The 18,428-nt window shown below is 59.4% G+C and carries 14 protein-coding genes, 1 tRNA gene and 1 riboswitch; of the genes, 7 read left to right on the forward strand and 8 right to left on the reverse strand.

The features are described from left to right. Window positions 1-83 precede the first annotated feature (83 nt). Window positions 84-1,460: a glycerophosphodiester phosphodiesterase family protein gene (locus RSF91_RS07335; RefSeq protein WP_332567794.1), complete on the forward strand. Its 1,377-nt coding sequence runs from the start codon at window positions 84-86 to the stop codon at window positions 1,458-1,460. Window positions 1,461-1,576: 116 nt separating this feature from the next. Here the strand turns inward: RSF91_RS07335 and RSF91_RS07340 are convergent, their stop codons facing one another. The 5 genes from RSF91_RS07340 to metH form a co-directional block, all read right to left on the reverse strand. Then, window positions 1,577-1,888: a hypothetical protein gene (locus RSF91_RS07340; RefSeq protein ID WP_332567795.1), complete on the reverse strand. Its 312-nt coding sequence runs from the start codon at window positions 1,886-1,888 to the stop codon at window positions 1,577-1,579. 20 nt (window positions 1,889-1,908) lie between these two features. Next, complete coding sequence (locus RSF91_RS07345) at window positions 1,909-3,141, reverse strand: ammonium transporter (RefSeq protein ID WP_332567796.1); 1,233 nt, start codon at window positions 3,139-3,141, stop codon at window positions 1,909-1,911. Window positions 3,142-3,445: 304 nt separating this feature from the next. Further along, on the reverse strand, window positions 3,446-3,949 hold the full coding sequence (locus RSF91_RS07350) for a nuclear transport factor 2 family protein (protein WP_332567797.1): 504 nt from the start codon (window positions 3,947-3,949) through the stop codon (window positions 3,446-3,448). Window positions 3,950-4,077: 128 nt separating this feature from the next. After that, window positions 4,078-5,553, reverse strand: coding sequence for an aldehyde dehydrogenase family protein (locus RSF91_RS07355; protein WP_332567798.1), 1,476 nt, complete (start codon window positions 5,551-5,553; stop codon window positions 4,078-4,080). Between the two features lie 355 nt (window positions 5,554-5,908). Then, the gene (gene metH / locus RSF91_RS07360) at window positions 5,909-8,662 is read right to left on the reverse strand and encodes a methionine synthase (protein WP_332567799.1); all 2,754 of its coding nucleotides are present in this window, start codon (window positions 8,660-8,662) and stop codon (window positions 5,909-5,911) included. A gap of 36 nt (window positions 8,663-8,698) precedes the next feature. Further along, window positions 8,699-8,805: riboswitch (S-adenosyl-L-homocysteine riboswitch) on the reverse strand. A 404-nt stretch (window positions 8,806-9,209) separates the two neighbouring features. Between metH and gltS the strand changes: the two genes are divergently transcribed. Continuing rightward, window positions 9,210-10,448: a sodium/glutamate symporter gene (gene gltS / locus RSF91_RS07365; RefSeq protein WP_332567800.1), complete on the forward strand. Its 1,239-nt coding sequence runs from the start codon at window positions 9,210-9,212 to the stop codon at window positions 10,446-10,448. Between the two features lie 111 nt (window positions 10,449-10,559). Here the strand turns inward: gltS and RSF91_RS07370 are convergent, their stop codons facing one another. After that, complete coding sequence (locus tag RSF91_RS07370) at window positions 10,560-11,060, reverse strand: PACE efflux transporter (RefSeq protein ID WP_332567812.1); 501 nt, start codon at window positions 11,058-11,060, stop codon at window positions 10,560-10,562. Between the two features lie 92 nt (window positions 11,061-11,152). On the opposite strand from RSF91_RS07370, the gene RSF91_RS07375 reads away from it, so the two are divergent. Together RSF91_RS07375 and RSF91_RS07380 are read left to right on the forward strand one after the other, a co-directional pair. Then, the gene (locus RSF91_RS07375) at window positions 11,153-12,067 is read left to right on the forward strand and encodes a LysR family transcriptional regulator (protein WP_332567801.1); all 915 of its coding nucleotides are present in this window, start codon (window positions 11,153-11,155) and stop codon (window positions 12,065-12,067) included. Between the two features lie 121 nt (window positions 12,068-12,188). Beyond that, entirely contained in the window at window positions 12,189-13,289 is a 1,101-nt protein-coding gene (locus RSF91_RS07380) for a PPK2 family polyphosphate kinase (RefSeq protein WP_332567802.1), read from the forward strand. Between the two features lie 120 nt (window positions 13,290-13,409). On the opposite strand, the gene RSF91_RS07385 is transcribed toward RSF91_RS07380, so the two are convergent. After that, window positions 13,410-14,333 (reverse strand): fumarylacetoacetate hydrolase family protein, encoded by a 924-nt coding sequence (locus RSF91_RS07385; RefSeq protein WP_332567803.1) that lies wholly within the window; start codon window positions 14,331-14,333, stop codon window positions 13,410-13,412. 209 nt (window positions 14,334-14,542) lie between these two features. Here RSF91_RS07385 and RSF91_RS07390 point away from each other — a divergent pair, with 209 nt between their 5' ends. After that, on the forward strand, window positions 14,543-15,850 hold the full coding sequence (locus RSF91_RS07390; protein ID WP_332567804.1) for a Glu/Leu/Phe/Val family dehydrogenase: 1,308 nt from the start codon (window positions 14,543-14,545) through the stop codon (window positions 15,848-15,850). Between the two features lie 167 nt (window positions 15,851-16,017). Here the strand turns inward: RSF91_RS07390 and RSF91_RS07395 are convergent. Then, a tRNA-Met gene (locus tag RSF91_RS07395) sits at window positions 16,018-16,094 on the reverse strand. 179 nt (window positions 16,095-16,273) lie between these two features. Here RSF91_RS07395 and radA point away from each other — a divergent pair. Further along, window positions 16,274-17,659: a DNA repair protein RadA gene (gene radA / locus RSF91_RS07400; RefSeq protein WP_332567805.1), complete on the forward strand. Its 1,386-nt coding sequence runs from the start codon at window positions 16,274-16,276 to the stop codon at window positions 17,657-17,659. 181 nt (window positions 17,660-17,840) lie between these two features. Then, window positions 17,841-18,284, forward strand: a complete 444-nt coding sequence (locus RSF91_RS07405) for a glycerate kinase (protein WP_332567806.1) — start codon at window positions 17,841-17,843, stop codon at window positions 18,282-18,284. The last annotated feature ends 144 nt before the right edge of the window (window positions 18,285-18,428 follow it).

Consider the following 18,428-nt stretch of genomic DNA (forward strand, 5'->3'; position numbering starts at 1 on the left):
TCCCACTTGTGTTTTCAGGTGCTGTCACTCAGGATTCATACAACGCCGCAAGCATCAAAGGCCTCTCACCCATGATTGCATCCATGACCCCAAACCATCCCGCCTCCCCCGCTCTCATCTTGCTTGCTGCGCTTGCCTTGACAGCCTGCGGCGGTGGCGGAAATGGGGGCTCAGCCATCAAACCAGAGCCTAAGCCGCAGTTTTTGACACTGGACGGAAAGCAGCCTCAGGTCATCGCCCACCGGGGCTACTCGGGCCTGTACCCCGAGCAGACCCAGATGGCGTATGAGAAAGCCATTGATGCGGGCGCTGACATGATCGAGCTGGACATGCACATGACCCGTGACTGTTTTCTGGTGGCGCGCCACAACGCCTGGCTGAGCGATAGCACCAATATCGCCGACGTCGCAAAGATCAATTCCTATGTCGCCGCACGCAAGCGCACCACCCCTGGCGTGTTGGTCAACGTGAAGTACCCCGCCACACCCGAGAACGGCCCCGCGCAATATCTCAGTGACCTGATCAACCCGAGCAACCAGAAGTCTGTGCTCCAGCCCCTGGTCGTCGATGGGGAAGATCACACCGGCGACTGGTCCATCTCCGACTTCACCCTGCATGAGCTGCGTACGCTGCTGGGCGGCACCACACTGGATAACCGCGCCGACCGCCCCACCGAATGGAATGGCAAGCTGCCGCTGATCAGCGCTCAGGATGTGATCGACATCGCAGCAGCCAAAGGCAAGGCCGCAGGCCGCACCATCTCTGTCTATGCAGAGACCAAAAATCCGTACTGGAACAACCAGCAGGCCATCGCCAACAGCTGCGGCACGGGCAGCCACCCGTTTGAAGATGCCGTGATGGCATTGCTGGAGCAAAACAGGTTCAATACCCCGGATGCGCCCATCTACATCCAGAGCTTTGACCCCGACAGCCTGAAGTACCTGCGCAAAGCGGGCATGAAGGCCAAGGGCGTGCAACTCATTGACGGCAATGACTACAACTTCAAGGATGGCTCCGTCGGCTACATCACCAACGACGAGTGGACCTTCATCAGCGGTCGCCCCTACAGCTGGACACTGGCCGGTGATGCACGCACCTTTGCCGTCATGCAGACCCCTGCAGGACTGGCAGAGATCAAAACCTATGCCGATGGCATCGGCCCGTGGAAGCCTCAGGTCATCGCGCACTCGGTCGTCCCCTACAAAGACGGTGCAGGCCTGAAGGATGTGAACACCTTGAAGGACACTGGTCTGATTGCCAATGCCCACAAAGCAGGCTTGGTAGTGCACAGCTTCACCTTCCGCAGCGAAGCCAGCCGTCTGGCCGGCATCTTCAAGGGCGAGCCCATACAGGAATACCTTGCGTACTACCGCCTGGGCATAGACGGTGTCTTCACCGATTTCACCGCTGATGGAGTGAAAGCACGCGAGGCCTATATTGCTGAACTAAAGGCCAAGTGAGCCATTCCTTTTTATAGCGCTTTGCGCCTGATCAACATCGGCTAACGGCAGTTCGGCGCACAACTCATGCAAGGCCAGCGGCAATGCTGGCCTTGTGCTTTGTTGCACTCAACCGCTCAGCGCAGCCCGCCGATATAACGCGCCGATGTGCGCAGTATGTCGGCAGCCTTCATAGCGACAGAATCCTCTGCTGGCGGTGAAGATGCCGGTCGAGGCTTGGGGGCCGTCCAGCTTTCCTCCAGCCGCTGCGCCAGTCGCTCCAGCTCTCCATCCTGACGCGCTCTCGCATGGTGCCTAGCGAACTCCACCATAGCCTGCGCATAAGGCTGGTTACAGGCCATCCACTCGGTATCGGTCACGCGGCCAGTCTTGCGACGCAGCACCACATGCAGGTGCGCTGCGATGGCCACTCTTTCGCTGTCCTCCATACGCCCTCCTTCCATCAAATTTAGTGCTGGCGCTCCAGATGCAAACTAATATCCAGCCCTTCTATTTCCTGCACGTTGTCCACTCTCAGCGGTATCAGCACACGAATCAGCAGCAAGATCACAGCCGTGCCTGCAGCGCTGTAAGCCGCTATGGCCAGCACAGCAATCAACTGGTTGAGCACGGTGGTGCCGGTGCCCGCAATCAAGGGGTCTGCAAACACTGCCGTCAAGATCGAGCCAGCGATGCCGCCCACGCCATGCACGCCAAACACGTCCAGCGAGTCATCAGCGCCTAAACGACGCTTGAGCCAGGTCGCACCCCAGAAGCAAACCGCGCCAGCAATCAGACCAATCCACACCGCACTGCCCACCTGCACAAAGCCAGCAGCCGGAGTAATGGCCACCAGCCCAGCGACCATGCCCGAGAGCAGGCCCAGCAAGGTGGGAGCACCGCGCATCAGCCATTCGACCAGCAACCATGCCAGCCCACCTGCTGAGGCAGCCACCAGCGTGACCACAAAGGCAAGTGCCGCACGCCCATCCGCTGATAGTGCCGAGCCTGCGTTGAAACCAAACCAGCCAAACAACAACAGGGCCGTTCCCATCGCCGTCCAGCCCAGACTATTGGGCTCAAATGCTTCCATCCCATAGCCGCGCCTGCGGCCCAGCATGAAGGCGCATACCAGCGCCGCCACACCGGCATTCACATGCACCACGGCACCGCCTGCAAAGTCCAGTGCACCCAATTGGTTCAGCCAGCCCCCGCTCTCCCACACCCAGTGCGCAATCGGTGCATAAACCAGCACGCTCCACAGCGCAGCAAACAACAGCAATGCAGCAAAGCGCATTCGCTCCACCACGGCGCCCACAATCAGCGATGTAGTGATGATGGCAAAGGCCGCCTGAAACAGGGCATAGGCGGCTTCAGGAAGGTGTGGGGCCAGATGGCTGACGGAGATCAGATTGCGCTTGCCGTCAAAGTGCAAAGCCGTAAACCAGGCTCGGCTCAGATTGCCCAGCCAAAGCGAATCCGCAGTGAACGCCAGCGAGTAACCCAGACCAAACCAGGTCAGTGTCACGACACAGGCCACGGCAAAAATGGCAACCATGGTGTTGACCACATTTTTGCGGCGCACCAGCCCCGCATAAAACAAGGCGATGCCCGGCAAAGTCATCAGCAGCACCAATGCTGACGAGACCATCACCCATCCGGTATCTGCCTTGTCTATGGCAGTCAATGGCACCAATTCCATGCGCTTCCTCCCTGCTTGTTTGCTTTGAGCAGATAGAAAGCATGTTTCATGCCAATCGCAAACCGGCCGAGGAAATGTTAAGGCGCATGAAATCGCTACTGAATCAATAGCTTACAGCGCTTGCCATTATTGGGTTTCAGCTAAAAACTGCATGAAATCACTCATGCCAGCGCAACGACCACAGCGGTGCAACTTGGCGCATCCAGACAGCCGAGCACAGACCCAACGGCATTAGCAAAAGCTTGCAAGAGAATAAAAAAAGCAGGCCCGAGGCCTGCCTTTTTCACATGCGCATGAGCGAAGCTCACCCCACCGTGATGGTGCGCCCGTTGTTCTGAATTTCCCAGCTGCCGCTCTTACGGAAGGAGCGTGCCGAAGCGTAGGTATCTTCCATAAACTGGAAGAAGGTGATCAGGCCGTCCTTGACCGTGGCCTTGATGGCCAATGGCGAAGTGAAGCGGTGACCGATTTCTACCGACGTGTAGGTGAACTGACCGAACACCGCCACCGTCTCACCTTCGCTGATCAGATCGGTGATCTGAAAGTCATTCACTTCCCAATAAGTACCCACGTTGGAGAAGGTATCGATGTAAATCTGGCGGCCTTTGCGCGTGCCAGTCCAGGGCTCGATCTGCTCCAGCTCGGGGTTCTCAAAATTGAGCGAAATATAGACCGCATCTTCCGCCACCAGCGCCTCAGCGGCGTGCTTGACGGTTTCCTTGCCGCTGTTGACCAGGAAGGCCTGCAGCACATCCTTGGGATGCTTGGTTTTCAGCGCATTAGCGATCAAATCCGTGCCTTGTGTCATCTCGACTCCTTAGAACCAGTGAATAAAAATCAAACGCACACTCTAAATCCAGTGCGAGACAGACTCGCCCGCATGAATTGTCAACCTCTGTCAGAGACAGCTCCTCAGATCCGCAGACCCTGCATCTGCTATTTGTTCAGCCCTGTCTTCAGCGCAACATGCTTGTATTCAATGAAGTCTTCTATCGCGGCCAATCCGTTGAGGCGGCCCAGGCCTGATTGCTTGAAGCCACCTTCCTCGGTGCCGTCGTACACCTTGGCCCAATCATTGATCCAGACTGAGCCAGCATCCAGCCCTTGTGCCATGCGCAAAGAACGCTCCACATCACGCGTCCACACGCTGGCCGCCAAACCGTATTCGTTGTCATTGGCCAATTCCAGTGCCTGTGATTCTGTGCTGAAGCGCTGAATACTCAGCACCGGACCGAAGGTTTCCTCCTGGATGATCGGCAGCTTGTTGTCATACACCTCCAGCAGAGCTGGGCGGAAGAAAGCACCTTTGGACAACGGCCCCTCGGTGATCGGGCCGCCGCGCACAATGGCTTTGGCACCAGCAGCCAGCGCAGCCTCGACCACGCGATCTACGCGCTCCACATTGGAGCGGTCAATCAGCGGTCCCATGTCACTTTCAGAATCCGAGGCCGGACCGGGTTTGACATTGCGCAGCCTCTCGGCCATGCGGTCACGCACGATGTCGTATACCGTGTCCTGCACCAGCAAGCGCGAGCCCGTCATGCAGAACTGGCCTCCAAACACCGTCAGGGCTTTCTCAATCGTCGGCAGGGCCTCGTCCAGGCCCGCATCCTCAAACACGATCATCGGCGTCTTGCCACCCAGCTCCATGCCAAATCGCTTCAGGTGTACCGCCCCCGTCGCGCTGATGGCGCGGCCTGTGCGGGTGGAGCCGGTGAAGCTCACGGCCTGCACATCGGGCGTCTCAACCAAATAGGAGGAGCCCTCCGGGCCACTTTCAAAAAACAGGTTGATCACGCCCTTGGGCAGGTCCTTGGACTCAGCCATGATCTCGGCCATCAGACTGGCAGTTTGTGCTACCTGGCTCGGCAACTTGATCACCGTGGTGCAACCTGCCGCCAATGCAGGCGCCAGCGAGCGGATGGTCAGCACCACGGGCGAATTCCACGGAGCAATCACCGCAGCCACGCCCATGGGTTGCTTCAGGATCATGGAGATGCTGCCGGGCTTTGGCGTCACCACACGACCCCCTTCCAGGCGCGCATTGGCCGAGGCATAGCGCAGCTTGCTGGGCACCATGTCAATCTCAAAAGCGGCTTCGCCCTTGACCTTGCCGTTCTCCAGCGCCAGCACCTCTAGAAGGCGGTCACGGTTGCGTTCAAACGCCTGCGCCAGCTGCTCCAGCACGATAGAACGCAGTTCATTGTCATGCGCCCAGGCAGACTCTCTAAATGCCGCTTTCGCCGCAATGACGGCCTGCTGTGCAGCATCCAGGCCATCGTCGGGGTAATGTCCAATTACGTCGTAGGTTGCCGGGTTGATGGAGTTTTTTCGTGCACCTTTGGTGCTGCGCTGACCATTGATCCAGTTGCTGGCTTCCAGCACGGTGAGATGAGAAGAGGTTGAGCTCATGGGTCGGATAGCAGTCGTGAAAGAAACGCCTGAACCTCTCTGCACCCATCTGGGTCTGGAGGCTGCAAAGACGCAGCGGTGTGAGCGCGAGCTCGCAAAACACTCTACCCAGCGCAGGAGCGGAAAGCCGTCAGTTTTTTACATGCACGCTTGGCGGCAGCGTCCCTACACCGCCGACGTCTTTGACCCCTCTGGTCTTCCATCACTGCGACCTGGGCGAAGAGCAATGGCAGCAGCTCTTCTCCAAAAGCTAGCGGCGCGCCCACCGCTTTCTGCGCAAGCCCATGCCCTGCACAATGAACAAAAAAGGCCACGCAATGCGTGGCCTTTGATGGTCGGAAAAAACTTCGGCGGATTAACCCAAGTTTGGCGCCAGGAAGCGGCGCAGTTCCTCAATATCCATGCCTCGACGCTCAGCCATATCGGCCAGCTGGTCTTCACCAATCTGGCCCACGTTGAAGTACACCGCCTCAGGGTTGCCGATATAGAAGCCGCTCACGCTCGATGCAGGGTTCATCGCCAGACTCTCAGTCAGCGTCATGCCGATGTCGTCGGCCTGTAGCGCCTTGAACAGATCGATCTTGGCCGTGTGGTCGGGGCAGGCGGGGTAGCCGGGAGCGGGGCGAATGCCCTTGTACTGCTCTTTGATGAGTTCCTCGTTGCTGAGGGTTTCATCTTCGGCGTAGCCCCACAAATCCTTGCGCACGCGCTGGTGCAGGCATTCGGCAAAGGCTTCGGCCAAGCGGTCAGCCAGGGCCTTGAACATGATGCCGCTGTAGTCATCCAGCGCGGCTTCAAATTCCTTGTCCTTCTTCTCTGCACCAATGCCTGCAGTCACAGCGAACAGGCCTGCGTAGTCTTTGATGCCTGATTCCTTGGTGGCCACAAAATCGCTCAGGCAACGGCTGGGGCGCATCACTCCGTCCACCATCTGCTTTTCCGTTTGCTGGCGCATGCCGTACCAGGTCATCAGCACTTCGCTGCGCGACTCGTCGGTGTAGAACTCAATGTCGTCGCCCACGCGGTTGGCAGGGAACAAGCCCATCACGCCATTGGCCTGCAACCAGCGGCCTTCGATGATTTTCTTGAGCATGGCCTTGGCATCGGCCTGCACATTGCGCGCTTGCTCGCCCACGATCTCATCATCAAGGATGGCGGGATAAGGGCCTGCCAGATCCCAGGTCTGGAAGAACGGGCCCCAGTCGATGTACTGGGCGATCTCGGCCAGGTCAAAGTTCTTGAACACGCGGCGGCCCATGGTGCGCGGTACCACCGGTGCGTGGTTAACCACAGTGGCATTGGCGCGGATTTGCGCCAGCGTCCAGAGCGGTGTTTTCTTTTTGTTGGCGTGCTGAGTGCGCACCTTGTCGTAGTCGGCTTCGACTTCGGCCAGATAGCTGTCCTTGTTCTCACCCAGCAGGCTGGTGGCCACGCTCACGCTGCGTGAGGCATCGGGCACGTACAGCACCGGGCCTTCGTACTTGGGCGCAATCTTCACAGCCGTGTGCACGCGCGAGCAGGTGGCGCCGCCGATCAACAGCGGAATCTTCTTGATGCGGAAGTAGTCGTCCTTGTGCATCTCGCCAGCCACGTATTGCATCTCTTCCAGGCTGGGCGTGATCAGGCCAGACAAGCCGATGATGTCCGCGCCCTCAGCCTTGGCACGCGCCAGAATCTCGTGGCAGGGCACCATCACGCCCATGTTGATGACTTCGAAGTTATTGCACTGCAAGACCACGGTAACGATGTTCTTGCCGATGTCGTGCACGTCGCCCTTGACGGTGGCGATCACGATCTTGCCGCGGCTGGTCACGTCCATGCCCGCCGCTTCTTGCTGGCGCTTTTCTTCTTCGATGTAGGGCACGAGGTGGGCCACGGCCTGTTTCATCACGCGGGCCGATTTGACCACCTGCGGCAGGAACATTTTGCCCGCGCCGAACAGGTCGCCGACCACGTTCATGCCGTCCATCAGCGGGCCTTCAATCACGTGCAGCGGGCGACCACCGCCTTGCACCACGATCTGCTGGTAAGCCTCTTCCGTGTCTTCGGTGATGAAGTCGGTAATGCCGTGCACCAGCGCATGGCTCAGGCGCTCGCCCACGGTCTTGGGATGGTCGGGCGTGCCGCGCCATTCCAGCTTCTTGCTCTCGTCCTTGGCACCACTCTTGGCGGTGTCGGCCACTTCCACCAGGCGCTCGCCCGCATCGGGGCGGCGGTTCAGCACCACGTCTTCCACGCGTTCGCGCAGCACGGGGTCCAGGTCGTCGTACACGCCCACCATGCCGGCATTGACGATACCCATGTCCATGCCCGCAGCAATCGCGTGGTACAGGAACACGGTGTGGATGGCTTCGCGCACCGGGTCGTTGCCGCGGAAGGAGAAGGACACATTGGACACGCCACCGCTCACCTTGGCACCCGGCAGGTTTTGCTTGATCCAGCGCACGGATTCGATGAAGTCCACGCCGTAGTTGTTGTGCTCTTCAATGCCCGTGGCGACCGCAAAAATGTTCGGATCGAAAATGATGTCTTCGGGCGGAAAGCCCACCTCGTCCACCAGGATGCGATAAGCACGCTCGCAAATTTCGATCTTGCGGGCAAAGGTGTCAGCCTGACCCTTTTCGTCAAACGCCATCACCACGGCAGCGGCGCCGTAGCGCTTGACCAGCTTGGCGTGCTTCTTGAACTCGTCAACGCCTTCCTTCATGGAGATGGAGTTGACGATGCCCTTGCCCTGGATGCAGCGCAGACCGGCTTCAATCACTTCCCACTTGGAGCTGTCCACCATGATGGGCACGCGGGCGATATCGGGCTCGGAGGCGATCAGGTTCAGAAAGCGCACCATGGCGGCCTTGCTGTCCAGCATGGCCTCGTCCATGTTCACGTCGATGACCTGAGCGCCGTTTTCCACCTGCTGGCGGGCCACCGCAAGCGCTTCTTCGTACTGCTCGTTCAGGATCAGGCGCGCAAAGGCTTTGGAGCCGGTGACGTTGGTGCGTTCGCCCACGTTGACGAACAGCGTGTCCTCGCCAATGAAGACGGGCTCCAGGCCCGACAGGCGCATGGGGGGCACGGAAGAAACAGCAGTAGCGGGAACAGCAGCAGACATCAGCTCACCTGTGAGAAAACCAGAAACAGAATCGAAAACAGGTGAGCGCCGTTGCACATACGGGCAGATCGCATGCAGGATCTGCAGCCCCGAGCCTGACAGGTCATGCATGAAGATGACAAGCTGCAGCGCTCCTCGGGGCGAAGCCCGTCATTCTAAGGCGAGGCGCTGAATCATGACTCCAAAGCAGCTTGCTTCGCCTTGTCTTGTCACGCGCTGCTATACCAGATGTAAGCATTTGCCCTCGAAAAATCAGCAGCGCATAAGGTGATTTCGTCAACTACGAATGCAGGCATCTCATTTCAAGCATATTTCGGGTATGGTGCGCGCCCACATGCGACGCGCACGACGTTCCAACTGGCGCCGATAACTGCATTTGCAGCCCCGCTGTCGCTATGACGGGACAAGTACCGACAGTCCGTATTTTTGAGACCTTGGCACCATCACCTTCAGGTGGCTGGCCATCGTGCTCACCCACGCACAGACGTTTGCGCCCGCCGCTCAGGCAGCTCACCCAGTCGCCGCGTGAAATTCTCTGGAGATTTTTATGAACGTGACCTTCGGCGCGTACTACACACTCATCATGGCCGTGCTGGTCTTGCTGCTTGGCAAGCTCATGACACGGCACATCCGCTTTCTGCGTGACTTCAACATCCCAGAGCCCGTCTCTGGCGGCCTGCTGGTGGCGGCCACCATCTTCGCCCTGCACCAGATCACGGGCCTGTCTCTGAGCTTTGAGGGCAGCCTGCAATCGGCCTTCATGCTGGTGTTTTTCTCGTCCATTGGCCTGAGCGCCAACTTCAGCAAGCTGCGTGAAGGCGGCTCGGGCTTGTTCATCTTCCTGGGCGTGATTGTTGTCTTCATTACGGTGCAGAACATCGTCGGCGTAGGCCTGGCTTCGCTGCTGGGGCTTGATCCGCTGATTGGTCTGGTCGCAGGCTCCATCACGCTGGTGGGCGGCCACGGCACAGCCGGCGCGTGGGGTTCGGTGCTGGAGAGCCAGTACGGCCTGACCGGCGCCACCACGCTGGGTATTGCCTGCGCCACCTTTGGTCTGGTCATTGGCGGCCTGCTGGGCGGCCCGCTGGCCAAGCGCCTCATCACCCGCAACCAGCTGGCCCAGCCGCTGACCGAGTCCGAGCAGCTGCGCGACGCTTCCCCCACTGTGAGCGAAGGCAGCGAGGTGGCCAACTTCGAATCCCCCAGCAACGCACCGCGCCTGATTACGGCCGATGCCGCTGTGGAAACGCTGGCTCTGTTTGCCGCCTGCCTGGCCTTTGCCGAGTTCATGACTGGCCTGACCAAGGGCACAGCCGTTCAGCTGCCCACCTTTGTCTGGGCACTGGGCGGTGGAGTGGTCATCCGCAACGTGCTGGACTATGTGTTCGGCTTCAAGGTCTTTGACCGCGCCATCGACGTGTTCGGCAACGCTGCACTGTCCATCTACCTGGCCATTGCCTTGCTCTCGCTCAAGCTGTGGGAGCTGACTGACCTGGCTGGCCCGCTGATGATTATTCTGGCCGCGCAAACCGTCGTCATGGCGCTGTATGCGGTCTTCGTGACCTTCCGTGTTATGGGCAAGAACTACGACGCAGCCGTGCTGGCCGCCGGCCACTGCGGCTTTGGCATGGGTGCAACACCCACGGCCGTGGCCAATATGCAGGCCATTACCAATCAGTACGGCCCATCGCACAAGGCCTTCCTGATCGTGCCGCTGGTCGGCGCGTTCTTTATCGACATCATCAACGCCTTCCTGCTGCAGGGCATGCTCAGCCTGCTGCGCTGATAGCCACGGGCTTCGTCCACAAAAAAGCGTGTTCTCGACAACCGGGAACACGCTTTTTTTATAGCTGCCTGCGCTTGATGGACAAGCGCTAGAGGCCTATTCAATACAAATTTACTGTGTCAGTGCCTGTGCTGATGCGGGCAGACCAAACAGGCGGTCAAACGCCCAGTTGAAGGCAAAGGTGTAGACCATGAAAAACACCAGCAGGCCGGCTTCCATCACCGCAGCTTCCCACAGCGTGATGTTGAACCACCAGGCCATCAGCGGGATCAGCATGGCGGCAATACCGCCTTCAAAACCGATGGCATGCACCACGCGGCGCAGCACGGAGCGGCCCTTGACAGTCTGGCGCGCTTCCCACTTTTCAAACAGGTGGTTGAAACTCAGGTTCCAGCAGATCGCAATCACCGATGCGGCCACGGCCATGATGCCGGAGTCGCTGGCCTTCTGGCCTATGGCAATAAAGATCAGACTGGAGACGGCGATGGCAATCGCCTCGTACAGAGACACATAGATGATGCGGCGCTTGGCGCCTTGCAGGCCGGTGGCCTTGCGGGGCACAGCCGAAGAAGAATGAACAGTGTGAGCGGCAGAAGAAGAAGCGGATGCCATCGCGGAGGCTTGTTGAGACATGGACTGCAGTGTATGTTCTGAAAACTGAAGATAAAAGTCATCTCCTTTCAATTTTTCTGACAGATAACGCCATGCCATTCACCGCCGATCAGGTTCCCCTGTTTCTTGCCGTGCTTGATGAAGGCTCGTTTTCCGCCGCCGCCCGCAAGCTGGGGCGCGTGCCATCCGCCATCAGCATGGCCATTGCCCAGCTGGAAGCCGAGCTGGATTTGCAACTGTTTGACCGCCGTGGCCGCGAGCCTGTGCCCACCGCCGCCGCCCGCGCGCTGGAGCCGCAGGCCCGTCTGCTGGCCGAGCAGTTGCAGCTGCTGAACTGGCAGGCACAAGCCCTGCACGCGGGGCTGGAGGAGCGGCTGACGCTGGCCATTGCGCCAGAGCTTTTGTCCACGCATTGGAGCGAGCCGCTGAACCAGTTGGTGCAGGAATTTCCGGCCCTTGCGATCGAGGTGCTGGCCGCCCCGCAGACCGATGCGCTGGAGCTGCTGCACGCAGGCCGCGCCCACCTGGCGCTGGTCTTTGAGCGCCCGGCCATGGATGGCCGCGAGGGCTTTCAGGAAATGGGACGCGAGACACTCGTGGCCGTGATGTCGCCCCAATTCGCCCCCTGGCAGCAGGCACTGGCCGAGCATGGCCCGCAGGCCCGCCTGTCAGTAGAGCAACTAGCCGCCACACGGCAGGTTCTGGTCGCCAGCCGCGACCCGCAGCAGACCGACCCACGCTTTGTATTTGCCCGCCAGTTGTGGCGCACAGACAGCCATCAGGCAGCGCTGTCGCTCATCGGTGCGGGCATGGCATGGGGCTGGCTGCCCAAGGGGCTGATAGAGGCGCAAATCAGCGCCGGTGCGTTGATGGAAATACCGGTGCAAAACCTCAGCAATGGCACGACCTTGTTTGTAGACTGGGTCTGGTCCAAAGAACGCACACAAGGCCTTGCCGCGCGGCGTTTTGTGCAGCTTTTGCGCGAACGCGAAGCAGGGAAAGACTGACATGGACAGAACCGGTTTACAGGCAAAAATGGCTTTAGCACTGAATATTTAAGCGCTTGCAGCTAGATATTTCATAGCATCCACCCGAACTGAACCTTCGCACTGAACAGGAGTTTTTCGTATGCCCCGTCAGCCCTCTAAACCCAGCCTGCCCTTTCCTACGAGTGAATCTGTAGACGCAGCCAAGACCGCCGCACCTGCAGCGCCTGCCGTCAAAAAACCGGCCGCTAAATCAGTCGCTAAACCAACCGCTCAATCAGCCCGCAAAGCGCCACCCAAGCCCGCAGCAAAAGTTCCGACAAAAACTTCGGCAGCAGCGCTGGTCGTAGCGCCGACTGCACACAGCGTCTATCCGTTCGAGATTCAAAACAAAGCGCTGCGCAAGCTCTGGCAGCAATGGCAACCGGGCGAGCCGCGCGACAGTCGCCTCTCCGCAGAGCCCCCGCCTGTCAATCTGCAAAATTTTGACCCCGCAGCCAAACCCTTTTCAGCCAATAAAGGCAAGCAGCACGACAAGGACACTGCGGCTCAGCTGGCCAAGGAGCTAGACGGTCTGCAGAACATTTTTTATGCCGACCGCAACTTCAAACTGCTGGTCATTTTGCAAGGCATGGATGCAGCAGGTAAGGACGGCACGCTGCGCGGCGTATTCGGCCAGATGACGCCGCTGGGCGTGCGCACCGTGGGCTGGAAAGCGCCGACCGAGGTGGAAAAGGCGCACGACTATCTGTGGCGCATTCACCAGCAGGTGCCCGGTGCCGGTGAGGTAGTGGTCTTCAACCGCAGTCAGTACGAGGATGTGCTCGTGCCCGTGGTCAACGGCTTCATCACACCCGAGCAGCAGGCACAGCGCTACGCCCAGATCAACGACTTCGAGCGCATGCTCAGCGAGACGGGGACCATCGTCTTCAAGTTCATGCTGCACATCAGCAAAGACGAGCAGCGCCAGCGCCTGCAAGAGCGTCTGGATGACCCGTGCAAGCACTGGAAGTTTGATGAAAGCGACCTGAAAGTGCGCTCCCAGTGGGATGACTACCAGCAGGCCTACGAAAAGCTGCTGGCCGCCACACACACGCCCTGGGCGCCGTGGACCATCGTGCCCGCCGATTCAAAAACGCACCGCAACCTGATGATTGCCACCATGCTCCGCGAGGTACTGAACAATCTGGATCTGAAGTACCCGCCCGGTGCGCCTGCAATGGACAAGATCAAGGTGAAGTAAGCGCAGCAGGGCAATCGCTCTTAAAACAAAAGCGGCTAGCGTATGCTGTTGATGGGTTTCAGATTTAAATGCATCTAAAACTCTTATTCGACAGGCGCTAGCCGCTCTTGTTTTTGCAGATCAGAACTGCCAGCCCAGCTGGCCCAGACCTTCAAACTGCATCTCAAAACGGTCACCGGCGTTGAGCGGCATGCAGCCGCACCAGGTGCCGGTGGTCACCACCGTGCCAGCGGGCACGCTGCCGTATTCACGCGCCACATGCTGCAGCCAGTCCAGCAGTAGCCAGGCGGGGTCGCCCAGACTGTGCGTGCCGGTAAAGCGCTGCGGCTCGCCGCCATTCACGCTCACGGTACACAACTGCTTGGCCCAGTCACGCCCGGTGATGGTGGATGCAGGCAGCCATTCGCCCAGCACCAGCCCGCCGTGGCACTGGCCGTCTGCCAACAAGGCCAGCGCCGGGGCTTTGAGGCCATCGCGCCAGCGCACATCGACCCATTCCACAGCGACGGTCACGCCATCCACCAGCGCCAGCGCACTGTCGTAATCAAGTGCGGCAGCTTGTTCGGCACTGATGTCCCGACCAATGCGCAGGGCGATTTCTGCCTCGGCACCGCGTATATTGAAGACGGCTTCTGGCACGGGTGCCAGCGCCACGCCTTGGTGAATGCCGTTCTCGGGCAGGGGCACATGCAGCAGCGCAGCATTGCGGCTGGGGCCGCCGGACTTCCAGTAGCGCGGTGCACGGTCAGCAGGCCACCAGCCCCAGGTGCGGGCCAGTGCGCTTTGCACGGCACGGGCATCAAACTCATCAGCCATCAGCGGCGCCACATCAGCGCCCAGCGCCTGCGGCTTGCCCAGCTTGCGCGACCACCACAGCGCATCGGCCGCCGCGTAGCTGTCTTCGGGCAGATCGGGCCACAGCGTATTCCAGTCAGGCAGCACGTCTTCTTGCGCCTGCAATTCAGGGGCAAGCCCGATAGGCGGAGTGTTGGCAAATGGCGCGGGGCCGTTCCAGCCGCTATGGCTATCTTTGTTTTCAGACATGGGGTGATGATGGCAAATTTCGTATTTCCATGTCGTAAATCCAGCACTTTTGACCGAGGATTCTGACCTTTTACGCAGTTATGCACAAAACGCATAGAACAGTTCGCATCAAGCCTTGGACAGAAAAACCCGCCACGCGCACACTTGAAAGCCCAGATAGCAAGGACTCACAAAGTACTTGCTCACATTCAGTCAACTAGGCATTCACCATGCAAGCCAAAGACTCTTCCGCGCCCTTCTCGGCGCACGCTCTGCCCTCTTACCTCAACTCCGACCATATCGGCCCCTGGGGTAACTACCTTCAGCAGGTAGATCGGGTCACTCCCTATCTCGGTTCGCTGGCCCGCTGGGTGGAAACACTCAAGCGCCCCAAGCGCATCCTGATCGTGGACGTGCCCATCGAGATGGACAACGGCACCATCGCCCACTTTGAAGGCTACCGCGTGCAACACAACCTGAGCCGCGGTCCCGGCAAGGGCGGCGTGCGCTTTCACCAGGATGTGACGCTGTCGGAAGTAATGGCGCTGTCGGCCTGGATGAGCATCAAAAACGCGGCGGTCAACGTGCCTTACGGCGGTGCCAAGGGCGGTATCCGTGTTGATCCGCGCACCTTGTCTAAGGGTGAGCTGGAGCGCCTGACGCGCCGCTACACCAGCGAAATCGGCCTGCTGATTGGCCCATCCAAGGACATTCCGGCCCCTGACGTGAACACCAACGGCCAGATCATGGCCTGGATGATGGACACCTACTCCATGAACACCGGCGCTACGGCCACAGGCGTGGTCACGGGCAAGCCAGTGGACTTGGGCGGCTCGCTGGGCCGTGTGGAAGCCACGGGCCGCGGCGTGTTTACCGTAGGTATTGAAGCAGCCAAGCTCAGCGGCCTGAGCATTCAGGGCGCACGCGTGGCAGTGCAAGGCTTTGGCAATGTGGGCGGTACCGCCGGCAAGCTGTTTGCCGAGGCGGGTGCCAAGGTCGTGGCCGTGCAAGATCACACCGGCAGCATCTACAACGCTGCAGGCTTTGATGTGAATGCACTGCTGGAGCATGTGCAGAAGAACGGCGGCGTGGGCGGCTTCAGCGGCGGCGAAAGCATCGACAACCAGGCCTTCTGGGGCGTGGATTGCGAAATCCTGATCCCTGCGGCACTGGAAAGCCAGATCACCAAGGACAACGCAGACCAGATCAAGGCCAAGCTGGTGATCGAAGGCGCCAACGGCCCCACCACTCCCGAGGCCGATGACATCCTGACTGGCAAGGGCGTACTGGTGCTGCCCGACGTGATTGCCAACGCCGGCGGCGTGACCGTGAGCTACTTTGAGTGGGTGCAGGATTTCTCCAGCTTCTTCTGGAGCGAGGACGAGATCAACGCCCGCCTGGTGCGCATCATGCAAGAAGCCTTTGCCGGCGTCTGGGCCGTGGCGCAGGAAAACAAGGTGTCGCTGCGCACCGCCACCTTCATCGTGGCCTGCAAGCGCATCCTTCACGCCCGTGAGATGCGCGGTTTGTATCCGTAAGCTCCCCCTGAGCGGCTTCGCCGCTTCCCCCTCTCTGGAGCTTCGCTCCGGAGGGGGACGACACCCTCGGTGCGCGGCGGCGCTTCCTCGGTATCTCTGGATTAGGTTGTGGCGGCTTTTCACCGCCACAACGAAAAAAGCCTTCTGTTTCCAGAAGGCTTTTTTGATGGTTGCGCGAGAAGGATTTGAACCTCCGACCTTTGGGTTATGAGCCCAACGAGCTACCAGACTGCTCCATCGCGCGGTAATTTGTTAGCAACACAGTGTCTGTGTCGATGAGTGAATTGTAGCGCAAATACTGGCCTCATGCGAAGAAGTTATAAAAATCTTCTTCTTTCATGGTTATTTGCTCTTTAATTTGTCGCCCGCTTAGCATTGCAGGCTGGCAATTGGGGCACAAGGCTATCGGTATAGTTGCCGCCCATGGCCAAAGAGAAAACCACTTTCACCTGCAATGCCTGCGGCGGCAGCAGCCCGCGCTGGTTGGGAAAATGCCCCAGCTGCGGCGCCTGGAACACGCTGATCGAGACCGTGGCCGAGTCCGCATCGGGCGGCAAAAACCGGCTGAGCCAACCGCAAGGCTATGCAGGTCTGGCCAATGCCCAGCCGGTCACCCCGCTATCGGCCATCGAGGCACAAGACGTTGCCCGCACCCCCAGTGGTATTGAGGAGCTGGACCGCGTGCTGGGCGGTGGCGTGGTCGAAGGTGGCGTGGTCTTGATTGGCGGAGACCCTGGAATAGGTAAGTCCACACTTCTTTTGCAAGCCATGGATGCTTTGCACCGCATTGGCCTGCCCACGCTGTATGTGACGGGCGAGGAAAGCGGCGCACAGGTGGCGCTGCGATCACGTCGGCTGGGGCTGGATAACAGTCAGGTCAATGTGCTGGCCGAAATTCAGCTGGAAAAAATTCTGGCGACCGTAGAAGCCACCCAGCCCGCCGTGGTGGTGATCGACTCGATTCAGACCGTGTATTCGGACCAGCTCTCGTCCGCCCCCGGCTCTGTGGCCCAGGTCCGCGAATGTGCAGCGCACCTGACGCGTGCGGCCAAGACCACGGGCATCACCATCATTCTGGTGGGCCACGTGACCAAGGACGGCGCGCTGGCCGGCCCCCGCGTGCTGGAACACATGGTGGACTCGGTGCTGTACTTTGAGGGCGACACGCACAGCAATTTCCGCCTGGTGCGCGCCATCAAGAACCGCTTTGGAGCCGTCAACGAGATTGGCGTCTTCGCCATGACGGAAAAAGGCCTCAAGGGCGTGACCAATCCCAGCGCCATCTTTTTAAGCCAGCACAGCGAGCCCGTGCCCGGCAGCTGCGTGATGGTGACGCTGGAAGGCACACGCCCGCTGCTGGTAGAGATTCAGGCACTGGTCGACCAAGGCGGCCCGCAGGCCCGCAGGCTGTCTGTGGGTTTGGACAAGGACCGACTGGCCATGCTGCTGGCCGTGCTGAACCGCCATGCGGGCGTGGCTTGTGCCGATCAGGATGTATTCGTCAATGCCGTGGGTGGTGTTCGCATCAATGAGCCTGCAGCTGACTTGGCAGTGATGCTAGCAATCACTTCCAGCTTGCGCGGCAAGGCACTACCCAAAGGATTTATCGCCTTTGGCGAAGTCGGCTTGGCTGGCGAAGTGCGCCCCGCCCCACGCGGGCAGGAGCGCTTAAAGGAGGCTGCAAAGTTAGGATTCACTGTCGCTGTTGTCCCCAAGGCCAATACACCCAAGAAGCCCATTCCCGGCCTGACTATTCATGCCGTAGAGCGCGTGGACGAAGCCATGAACATCGTGCGGGGCATTGGTTGATACTTTTTTGATAGCTGCTTGCGCTTGTCTTTCATGTAAATCAACCCATGAATGACTTGAAATGCTTCATTCAATAGCGCTAGCAGCTATTGTTTTTGATGAATCTTTGAATTGACCAGGTCGCACGGGCATACGCACTGTCCGCAAGCGCCGGACCGCCCCCTCGTAAGACAATAAGCCCATGAATTTGCGCAATATTTTTGTTCCCATTGGCTTGATCGTGCTGATGATCGCGGCCTATCAGTCCGCTAGCTGGCCCGGCGTTGCAGCCGTGGCCGGCGGCATCATCATGTGGGGGCTGCTGCACTTCACACGCCTGATGTCCATCATGAAGAAGGCCTCAAACCGCCCCATTGGCTATGTGGGCAGCGCCGTGATGCTCAACGTCAAGCTCAGGCCCAAGGTCGCGCTGGTACATGTGATTGCCATGACGCGTTCGCTAGGCCAGCGACTGTCCGAAGAAGGCCAGTCGCCTGAAATCTATCGCTGGACCGACGGCACCAACTCATCCGTGACCTGCGAGTTTGTCAATGGTCGTCTGATGAAGTGGGAGCTGCAGCGCCCTCAGCAAACGGATGATGCAGCCCAGAACGCACCTGATACAAGCACCCAGACGCCGACGTAAACCTCCCTCTAGAATGGTTGCCTCAGGAGACAAGCGCCATCCGCTCAACCCGCGGCGGCGACCACTGACAACCCATTAGAGGATGGCTATATGAGCCCTGTTGTTCCCTCGATGTCCGACCGCGACGGCAAGATCTGGATGGAT

The organism is Comamonas sp., assembly GCF_036643215.1.
Taxonomy (GTDB): Bacteria; Pseudomonadota; Gammaproteobacteria; order Burkholderiales; family Burkholderiaceae_C; genus Comamonas.